The organism is Limosilactobacillus reuteri subsp. porcinus (assembly GCF_036621895.1).
GTDB lineage: Bacteria > Bacillota > Bacilli > Lactobacillales > Lactobacillaceae > Limosilactobacillus > Limosilactobacillus reuteri_J.
The window spans coordinates 1-10,430 of record NZ_LN887364.1; the positions used below are offsets into that span (position 1 = coordinate 1).

General features: G+C 41.3%; 6 protein-coding genes and 1 pseudogene. 5 read left to right on the forward strand and 2 right to left on the reverse strand.

Annotated features, from left to right (window positions below):
* On the reverse strand, positions 1 to 1,413 hold a 1,413-nt coding region (gene rlmD, locus AACL61_RS03055; RefSeq protein ID WP_102816254.1), incomplete at its 3' end, for a 23S rRNA (uracil(1939)-C(5))-methyltransferase RlmD.
* 255 nt (positions 1,414 to 1,668) lie between these two features.
* Between rlmD and AACL61_RS03060 the strand changes: the two genes are divergently transcribed.
* From AACL61_RS03060 to AACL61_RS03070, 3 genes are read left to right on the forward strand one after another with little or no spacing between them, the layout of a single operon-like run.
* A complete protein-coding gene (locus tag AACL61_RS03060) occupies positions 1,669 to 2,241 on the forward strand; it encodes an NADPH-dependent FMN reductase (protein WP_339110975.1) in 573 nt (190 codons plus the stop codon).
* Positions 2,241 to 3,491, forward strand: coding sequence for an NAD(P)H-dependent oxidoreductase (locus AACL61_RS03065; RefSeq protein WP_102816252.1), 1,251 nt, complete (start codon positions 2,241 to 2,243; stop codon positions 3,489 to 3,491). Before AACL61_RS03060 ends, AACL61_RS03065 begins: the two co-directional genes overlap by 1 nt.
* Before the next feature lie 2 nt (positions 3,492 to 3,493).
* Positions 3,494 to 4,426 (forward strand): FAD:protein FMN transferase, encoded by a 933-nt coding sequence (locus tag AACL61_RS03070; RefSeq protein WP_102816251.1) that lies wholly within the window; start codon positions 3,494 to 3,496, stop codon positions 4,424 to 4,426.
* 53 nt (positions 4,427 to 4,479) lie between these two features.
* Here the strand turns inward: AACL61_RS03070 and AACL61_RS03075 are convergent, their stop codons facing one another.
* A complete protein-coding gene (locus AACL61_RS03075; RefSeq protein ID WP_102816250.1) occupies positions 4,480 to 5,163 on the reverse strand; it encodes a TetR/AcrR family transcriptional regulator in 684 nt (227 codons plus the stop codon).
* Between the two features lie 735 nt (positions 5,164 to 5,898).
* Here AACL61_RS03075 and AACL61_RS03080 point away from each other — a divergent pair.
* Positions 5,899 to 7,195 (forward strand): annotated as a pseudogene (locus AACL61_RS03080) (ISL3 family transposase).
* Positions 7,196 to 7,406: 211 nt separating this feature from the next.
* A partial coding sequence (locus AACL61_RS03090) for a mucin-binding protein (protein ID WP_339110977.1) occupies positions 7,407 to 10,430 on the forward strand: 3,024 nt, incomplete at its 3' end.

Consider the following 10,430-nt stretch of genomic DNA (forward strand, 5'->3'; position numbering starts at 1 on the left):
AAGTGGGAGTAGTTCAATTCCGTTTCGTAATGATAATTTCACGACTGCCTCACAGCGTGCTGTTTGGGGCATCATGTCAATTGGTTGAATGTAGTCAACGTGATAGACACTAGTTAATCGCCGTAAGTTGCGGGCGAGAGAAGCCATGCTACATGAGACGTAGGCAAACTTTCGCGGCTTAACTTTTAAGATTTGCTTGATTAATTGGTCATCTAACCCAGTTCGTGGAGGATCAACAACAAGGGCATCAAAGTTAAGTCCCTCTTTTTGCCAGCGGGGAAGAACTTCTTCCGCTTTGCCGGCTTCATATCTAGCGTTAGTAATATTATTTAACTTGGCATTTTCGTTAGCATCGGCAACTGCTTCGGGGATAATTTCCATTCCGCGAACAGCTTTTACCCGCGATGCAAGGGAAAGACCGATTGTCCCGATCCCGGCGTATGCATCAATTAAGGTATCATCTTTGTCTAGTTCAAGGGCCTTAGAAGCTTCTTCGTACAATACCTCTGTTTGTTCGGGATTTAGTTGTAAGAAGGAGCGTGCCGAGAGTTTAAAATCAAGTCCCATCAAGCTTTCAAGAATTGAATCTTTTCCAGCAAGGTGGATCATTTTATCACCCCAAACTAAGGGTGTATCACCCGGGTTAACGTTTTGCATAACTGAAACAACTGCTGGTAGTTCTTTTTCAATGCGTTCAAGCAATTCGCGTTTGTGAGGAAGTTTAGCAGAATTAGTAATGAAGGTTAATTGGACTTCCCCAGTTGACCATGATTCACGGACTGCTAAGGTCTTGATGATACCGCTATTGTGCTTTTCATCATAAACTGGGATTTGCAAATCTTCGATCATCTTTGTAACGGCGCGAACTGTCTCCATTGTACGGGGCATTTGAACAGCACAAGTCTCCATATCAACAAGGGTATGACTGTTTGGCTGGTAAAGACCGGCTGCTACTTTGCCATTGACCATTCGGATTTGAAACTGGGCCTTGTTACGGTAACCGTATTCTTCAGGGGCTGCAATAGTTGGGCGAACATCGCAATTACGGTAGCCGTATGGTTGAAACTTTTCGAGACTATCGATGATTACTTGCCGTTTAAACTTTAATTGTTGTTGGTAAGCGAGGTTTTCAAGTTCAAAACCACCAGCGATATCAGTGTACTCATCTCGTGGCGTTACCCGATCCCGACTCTTTTTCCGGATCCGGTGAATTTTAGCTTCAAGATAGCGTGGGAGAACGCGTGTAACTTCCGCGACCACGACTTCATTTGGCAGGGCACCAGGGACGAAACATACCTTGTGCTTATAGTAGCCGATCCCGTGCCCATTAACGCCAAGGCGACGAATCGTGAGTGGGAATCGCTTCCCAACCCATACATCAACATCTTGTTCATGTTGTTTAGTTTGTGTCATATTATTTCTCCGTTCTATTAATTCAATGTGTTTAATATTTTAGCACATCTCCAAATACCACTGAACAAATATGTCAGAGATGAAAAATCGCGTAATTAATTTTCGGAATGATAACTTAGCCAAACTTATAATCAGTTATTATGGAAATAGTTAATTAAGTGTGCATATTACTAATAATATGTTTTTTGAATGAGTAAAATGTAGTAGAATAACAATGTGAAATGTTGCATAAATAACTTAAAGGAAGTGACACGTTTGAAAATTGCTGCAATTGCCGGGTCAAATGCTAATCATTCATACAACCGGATGTTATTAGAATTTATTGCCCGTCATTTTAGTGATGATGATATTGATGTGATTGATATTCGTCAAGTGCCAATGTTTAATGAAAATTATAAGGGAAAGATTCCTGAGGTTGTTGCTGATATTGATCGTCGTGTTTCAAGCGCCGACGCTGTTATTATTGCCAGCCCAGAATACAACCACTCTGTTGCGTCTGCTTTGAAGAGTGTAATCGAATGGCTTTCCTATGAAGTTCACCCATTAGAAAATAAGCCGGTCATGATCATCGGTGCTTCTACCCATGACCAAGGTTCATCCCGTTCCCAAGTTCAATTACGAGATATTTTAATCTCACCAGGTGTTAATGCTTATATTTTCCAAAACGAAGAGTTCTTTATGAGTGATGCTGCTAATATCATTGATAAAGATGGCGCTATTACTAACGAAACCACTGTTCATTTCTTAGAAAAATGTATGCGTGAATTCAAACACTACGCCAAGGCAATCAATCGCATGGTTGCTGAAAAGAAGGAGGCGAAGAAGTAATGAAAATTCTTGCTCTAGTTGGAACTAATGCCAATTTCTCATATAACCGGATTTTGCTTAAATACATGAAAAAGCACTTCCGTCAAATGGCTGATATTGAAATTGCTGAAATTAGCCAATTGCCACCATTTAGCGTTGATACCCCTCTTTCTGAACAAACAGAGGTATGGAAGTTAAAGCAAAAAGTTAAGGCTGCAGACGGAGTTATTTTCTCAACTCCTGAATATGACCACGGAATTCCAGCGGCCTTAAAGAGTACAGTAGAATGGCTTTCTTACAAGACTGATGTATTAAAACACAAGCCCGTCATGGTTGTCGGGGTATCTTATGGACGCCAAGCTTCTGCAAGATCGCAAGTTCAAATGCGTCAGATTCTGGTTTCTCCTGATTGTGATGCTAACTTGTTACCAGGAAATGAAGTTTTGATTGGTAATGCTAGTCATTCCTTCTCCAAAGACGGTCGGTTAATTAATGCCGAAGCACGAGATAACCTTGAAGACTGCTTTACTCATTTTGTGGAATACATTCAAATCTTTGAAAATACAAATAAGGAGGGACTGGATATGTCCGTTAAACAACCAACGATCAGTGAAGCTTACATTAATTTCCCTACTGGTCGGTTGACATTAAAAGAAGTTCAACAAATCTTCAGTACAATCCCATTTGAAATTGACCTAATCGACAGTACTGACCATTTCGCATGGTTCTCTGATAAGCCAAACCGGGAACACGTTCGTAATGTAGCTTCCCTTGGTGAAACTGTTCAAGAATGTCATCCACCATTGGCTGTACCTGCTGTAATGGGCATCATTAATAGTTTCCGAGAAGGTAAGAAGGATGTTGTTACCCGTCCATTATGGATGAATGGTCACCGTTCATTGATCCAATACTACGCTTTACGTGATGTTAATGGTCATTACCTTGGAACCATCGAATTTACTGGTAGTGTGGAATACATTCTTAACCTCTTCGAAAATGGAGCATGGAGTACTGATGGTAACACTGGTGCATCTAAGCATGAAGATGCTAGCGACAACAGTGAAGAAGCTGACAGTGTTGACGCATCAACTGGTGCTTCAGAATCAAGCGATGATGATAACACTGATAATGCTAGTGAAGTGGTTGCGAGCCCAGCCCCAGCAGCAAACGATGATACTGATGCGGACGCTACAACAGGCGTATCAGATGCAGGTAGCATAGACGCAAATGATGATGAGGCAGATGCTACAACAGGTGCATCCGAAAACTAGTTATGAATAATGAATTGATGGCGCAGCGGCATGTGATGACTCATCACGCTCTCGGAACTCGCATAAATTTAACGATTTTTGGCAACAAATATTTTTCATTGTTAAAGAAATCAATGAACCTAATTGACCACTATGAGGACCAATTAACGGTTAACCGTAATGAATCAGAAGTGATGTCGGTGAACCATGGTGCAGGGAAAACTCCGAAAATGGTATCGCCAACGACTTTTGACCTCATTGAGCTGGCAGTGAAATATAGTCGTGAAAACTTTGGCTTTAACGCTTTGATTGGCCCGTTAGTAAAATTATGGAAAATCGGTTTTGCAGGGGCGCACGTGCCAAGTGATGCTGAGATCAAAGAGCGGTTGAAGTTGATCGACCCTTATAAAGTATTGCTGAACCGAGAAGCACGGACGGTATATTTAGAAGAGCCGGGGATGGAATTAGACCTTGGCGGAATTGCGAAGGGCTATATTGCGGACCGTATTCGGGATCTTTGGATTGAAGCTGGAGTTCCCGCGGGAATTATCGACTTAGGAGGAAATCTCTTATTTGTTGGTAAGTCGCCACGGCGGGATGATGGGCAGTGGATCATCGGTGTGCAGGATCCGCAACTGCATCGAGGTGAAAATTTGGCAACTGTCCGCGAACCGGCTTGTTCGGCAGTTACATCTGGGATTTATGAACGATTTTTGATCAAAAATGGTCGTCGTTATCACCATTTACTAGATCCTCGGACCGGATACCCATTAGAGACTGATTTGAGCAGTGTGACTGTTTTTACTGATCAATCGGTAATGGGTGAAATTGAGGCTAAGCGACTCTTCTTCAATGGTGAACCAATCACAGGCTGGGAAACGCGTCCTGGTAACCGTGGCGCTATCTTTATTCATAATGATGAATCAATGGTAAACGTTGGGCTGAATAAAAATTGATTTTATTTAAGAGGCTGGGAATTAACAGTTAATTCCCAGCCTCTTATGTATGTTTAGAATTGGTAGTCTTCAATATCGTTCAAATCTTCTGGCAGATCGGAAAAGGCAAGCAGCTGCAGTGGTGAGAGAATCTGAGCAGCTCCCATAATTCCACGAACCTGACGCTGTGAGATTGGGTTTTCAGAAGTCAGCCAGTGTTGAATAATGTTGACCATCAAGCCGACATAGATCTCAAACAGGTAGTCAAGCGGAATCCGGACTGGCAATTGTTTTTTAAGATTCTGTACGGATGGGTCATTGGCTGCGACCAGTTTAGGTGCCCGTGCCAAGAGTTCTTTATAAACGGCCTTTTTGATTTTGGAAAGGAAGTTAATGTCACCATTGGCAGAAAGCAGGATCCGAGTAACTTCACGGTGCTTAGCGCAGGCCTTGATGGTTTCGACAAAGGCTTGGTCGGCCAGCTTGGCAATCTCAACCTGGTCAGCAGTGTTATCGAGCTGAGTAACTGCTTCTCGGTCTTTCTTCATACCTTCAACCAAATCTGAAATCATGGCATTTTCGATTTCGAAGAGCAGATCGTTTTGGTCATTATAGTAGGTGTAGAAAGTTTTACGACTGACTTCAGCTGCTTCGATAATGTCTTTCGTAGTAACTTCATTCAATGGCTTTTCTTTCAGTGCATTGATCATCCCCATGCGAATGCGGTTCTTAGTATTGATAATGCGAATATCGGTCATAATCGATTCATCCTTTCAGATACATCCAAACTGAAATTTATTTCAAACGTATGCTTGTGTAAATATCAAGTGAAAAGTTAATTGAAATCATAACTTATCTTGATGGATTTTTTATTTAATGAACTAATCGTATCTTTAGTTGATCAACTGGTAAATTCTATAAATGAACGGTTGTTACAATACGACACCAATTCTCCATTTTGTACACATTAATGACGTAATAATCTGTTTATTTAACCTCGCTAAAGGCTGTGTAAAATGAGTTTACCTCGAGATTTCAATCAACACTTTTTGTATCATATAGTTAAGCTTGTGTCAATTTTCGTGAAGATGGTTATATAACGATAACTTCCAAATGACATAAAAAACGATGTTGAATTGAAAAAGACAAGTTAAGCTAGAAAATCCATCGTGGCAATCTGCTTCGATTTTGGATGCTTAATTAAGTGGAGCTGGTTGGAAGAACAAAAGATATTTTGGTGAGCAGATGAATCTTTATGTAACTTATGAATAATTGATGTCAGATTTGAGTTCGCTGATCCAGTTTCATTTTTTGCATAACGATTGTTGGACCGTAAATATAATATATGAAAAAACGGGCTCTACAATATCTGGTGTTGATATAGAAATATCACTTTCTATACCAATACCAGATTTTTTGTTTTTAAACTAAAAAGAGGCATGCCCTCTGATACAATGAAATCGCCAAATCACATAGTAAAGAAGGTAACCTCCATGGATAATGATACAAGAACTCTTCTCAATTTAACAGACCCTCACTTAAATTTTCCTCATCATTGGCTTAAATATAAAGTAATTAAAAATGTTCGCGTGGCGCAAATATCCTGTACCCTTTCTTATACGCCGCGAGCTTGTCCAAACTGCGGAGTTATTAATCGCGGTCAAATCTTAAAATATGGGTTTTATCAAGCTAAACACAAATATGGTCAATTTAGGGCTCAGCCATTGGTGTTACTCGTTAAGACCCAACGGTTTCAATGTCCTGACTGTCATACAACATTTAATGCGACTAGTTATCTCTTTGAAAAGCAACGGACAATTAGTCGCGATTTAAGGCGTGAAGTTATTCTTCAATTAACTCGAATTCAAACAATTAAAGATATTGCCCATGATTTATTTATCAGTGAGGCTTCAGTTCAGCGGGTCCTTTTGGACCTCGCCGATCAATATAAACTGAATTTAAACTATCTACCGGAAACGCTATGTATTGATGAATTTAAGTCAATGCGGAGTGCTAAAGGTAAGATGAGTTTCATCGCCGTTGATGGTGATCAAAGTTGCTTATTTGAGCTTCTTGAAGATCGTCGATTATGTAGTTTATTTAAGCATTATCAACAGTTTACTCGTCAAGCTCGTTGCCGGGTGAAATATCTGGTGATGGATATGAACGCTGCTTATGATCAACTAGTTAAAACCGTTTTTCCTTGTGCGCAAATCATCTATGATCGCTTTCATATTGCCAAATACCTTAATGATACGATGAATCATGTGCGAATTCATGTCTTCAATCGTTTGCGAAAAGGTGATTCTGCGGAGCAGAAACAAGCTCGGCGCCTTAAACGTTATTGGCGGCTATTTCTTCAAGATCGGGAAAATTTAAGTACAAAAGTTTATTACGAAGGACGTTATTTTAATCGCGTTGTTAATTCCATTATGATCTTAGACTTAATGTTAGCATATGACCAAGAGTTAAGAGCCACCTATAATTTTATTCAATCCTTGAAGCGTGCTTACAATCAACGTGATTTTACAACTTTCTTTCAATTACTTAAACTTCGGCCAGACAGTGTCAGCCATTATACAATCCACCGTTGTCAAGTTTTAGCGCGCTATTAAAGAGGGAATTAAGCGTGGCTTTGAGACGAAGTTCTCAAATGGTCGAACCGAAGGGATTAATGATCGAATTAAAACTATCAAACGATTTGCCTGTGGTTATCGTTACTTTACGGCATTTAAAACGCGGATTTATTTAATTGGCGAAAATTCATATTTGCGTATCAACACTACTTGACGTAGAGCCATTTCCCATATACAATAAGTCGTGTTGAAAAGTAATCTGCTTATCGAATTAAAAGCGAATTTAGGCGACAAAAAAAGTTTGCCAATTTGAAAATAAGTTATAAAGTGATTAACAAAAAATTCACCAGATTAGCAGCTGCCAAGAAAACCTTGATATTAGCTTTATTCGATATTGAGATTTTAGATTTAGGAGGTCTACATATATGTATTCCAAGAATAATAAATATATGCAGGAACAAAAGAGTGCCAATCGCGCTCAACGGTTCTCACTGCGTAAATTAAGCATCGGAACGGTATCCGTGCTTTTGGGGACATTAATGTTTTTCAGCAATGGCCAAGTATCTGCCGACACGACGACTGGTAAGGATACCAGTGCTGACACGGCTAGCGTAAACAGCGCTGCCAATGATACCAGTGCCAGTGCGGTTACGCTGAGTAGCGCGAATTCTTCAGCTGCCAGCAGTGCGGCGGCTAGTTCAGCAGCAGCCAGCGCGCAAACGGCAACGGCTGCAACGTCAACTACGGACAGCTCACAGGCTGCTTCGACGGCATCATCTGCTGCTTCCAGTGCTTCAGCAGCAACTACTGATGCTTCAACTGCTACGACTGCTAATAGTCAGGCTGCCAGCGATGATGCAGCATCTGCGGAAGGTAAGATTACTGATGAAGGTAAGGCTAAGGGCTTGACTGACAGTGACGTGACTCCTGGGATGAGCGATGCCAACGGGGCAAGTGTTGTTGCAGATGAAAGCAATATTCCGTCTGGATACAAGGCTGATCCAACTGATGGTCGCTACACGTTTGGAATTGTCAGCTTAGGTGGCGATTTTGACAAGTGGGGTGTTACTGACAGTAGTAAATTTAAGACTTACAACGGTGAGAATAATACTCACTACTATATTCGTCTTTCGACTAGTAAGAATGCAACGAATGGTATATATGATGATACTGTATATGTACAAGTAGTTGACGCAACTACTGATACAGTCAAATGGGAGCGGGCTTTAACTCCTAACTCGGGTGCAGTTAAAGTTAACAATGGCGTAGATGGGTTTGAGTTAACTAGTCTAGTAAATAACGTTACTCAATATTATGAAATTACGTATACTAACACTAAGGTTGGTACTGCTTCTACTTCTCGTATCTCTATTAATCCCAACAACGGTTCTTTGACTGCATTAGCTATTTATACCAATGGTAAGATTGACAGTAATCCTACTCCGGGAACATATACAGCAGTGACATATCCAGCTGCTGGTACCATTAAAACTGAATATATTGCTAAGGATGCTGCTGGCAATGAAACTATCTTGGCAACATACGAAGAAACTGGACGTGAAGGTTACAAATATACCGCCTCTGATTCTAGAGAATTCAAGGGTTATGATTTGATCAGCACCCCATCTTCGACTACTGGAAATTTGGCTAAGACGTATCATGTTGGTGATGTATATGTTAGCGGTAATCTAGAATTATCTGATCAACTTCAACTTGCCAGAGTTTACGTTGTTACTTCAGATGACGGATATGCTAGAGTTGAATTAAGGGTTGCGTTGAAAGAAGATGCTAATGGAAACGCAATTACTATTAACAGTATCGATGATTCAAGCATTTGGAAGACAATTTTCTCTACAGATTCATTGGCGCCTGGTGCATTTGCTTCTAATGGTAATAATGGTTCTGGTAAGTCATGGTACATTAACAGTACAAACGGAACAAAGTACATAACTGATGCAGGCTTTACTGAAGAACAACTTACAGGGTACAAAAAACATCTTACTGTAATTGTTTTAGCCAATGGTTTGTATGCTGGTCAAGAACCGGTTCAGTATTACTATGCTCCACAAGGTCAGGTTCGCATCAACTACGTAACCAGCGATGGTACGGTAATTCAAACGCCAACGACGGCATATGAAAACTCTGGTAATAACACTTCCTATGATGTATCTGGTTCAACCTATAAACCAGAAACGATTACCGTCAATGGTAAGACTTACCGCTACGTTAAGAGTGACAAGTCAATGGGGACTGCTGGTACAACGACCGTTAATGGCTACACTTACAATGTAACTCCATCCGATGAAACGGGCCGAATCAGCTCCAACAACGTTAATGATGTTTACTATGTTTACGAACAGGTAACTTACCACACGGAAGCTGAAACCAAGGATGTTACGCGGACGATCGAATACTACGACAGTGTAACGGGTGAACCAATTCCATCTAATCTGGAAAGCACGGTTACGCAAACGGCAACGCTGACGCGTAACAAGATCTATGATGATCAGAATAACTTTATCGGTTACGGTACGATCTCAGCTGACGGTTCTAGCTACACGATCGATGACAGCTGGAAAGTTGATGCTCAGACTTGGACGCAGCAGGATTCTGCCAAACTTTCTGATTACGGTTACACGGCTCCAGATCGTGCTTCGGTAGCTGCGGTTACGGTTGATGGTGATACGACCAACGTAACGGAAAAGGTTTACTATGGTCACCAAACGACGCCAGTTACGCCAACTGACCCTAAGACTCCTGGCGAACCAATCAATCCTAAGGGTGACGTTACCTACCCAGATGGTGTTGCTAAGGATGACTTGACTGCTACGGTAAAGCGGACGATTAACTATGTTGACGAAAACGGCAATAAGGTTAATGGTGCCCCGGACGGTACGAGCTCATACGTTCAAACTGCTGAATTTACGCGGACTGCTATCGTTGACAAGGTAACTGGCAAGATTCTGGGCTACGACACCAACAATGATGGCAAGGTTGACACCGAAAGTGCCGATCGTGCCTGGACGCCAATTGAAAAGACCTTGGATGCCGTTAAATCAGCAGATCCAAGCTCCGTAGGCTATGATAACGTCGATATTGCTAATGTTTCATCACTAGTAGTTACGGCTGGTGAAGGCGACACAACGGTTACGGTAACCTACAGCAACAACCAAGTATCGGGTACGATCAAGTACATCGATGACACTACTGGTGTAGAACTTGATAGTGATAATTTGCCAAGCGGTAAGATTGGTTCCAAGATCAACTACACGACGGCAGATAAGATCAAGGCTTACGAAGACCAAGGCTACGAATTGGTATCCAGTGACTTCACTGATGGCAGTCAGGTCTACGAAAAGACTGGCAACGACTTTGTGGTTCACTTGAAGCACAAGACGCAAACCATCACGCCTAATGATCCAAATCAGGTAACGCCAGGCCAGCCAATC

Excerpts from the sequence above, each read along its gene's own strand:
- AACL61_RS03065 (WP_102816252.1), top strand. The coding sequence starts at position 2,241 with ATGAAAATTCTTGCTCTAGTTGGAACTAATGCCAATTTCTCATATAAC.
- AACL61_RS03070 (WP_102816251.1), top strand. The coding sequence starts at position 3,494 with ATGAATAATGAATTGATGGCGCAGCGGCATGTGATGACTCATCACGCT.
- AACL61_RS03075 (WP_102816250.1), bottom strand. The coding sequence starts at position 5,163 with ATGACCGATATTCGCATTATCAATACTAAGAACCGCATTCGCATGGGG.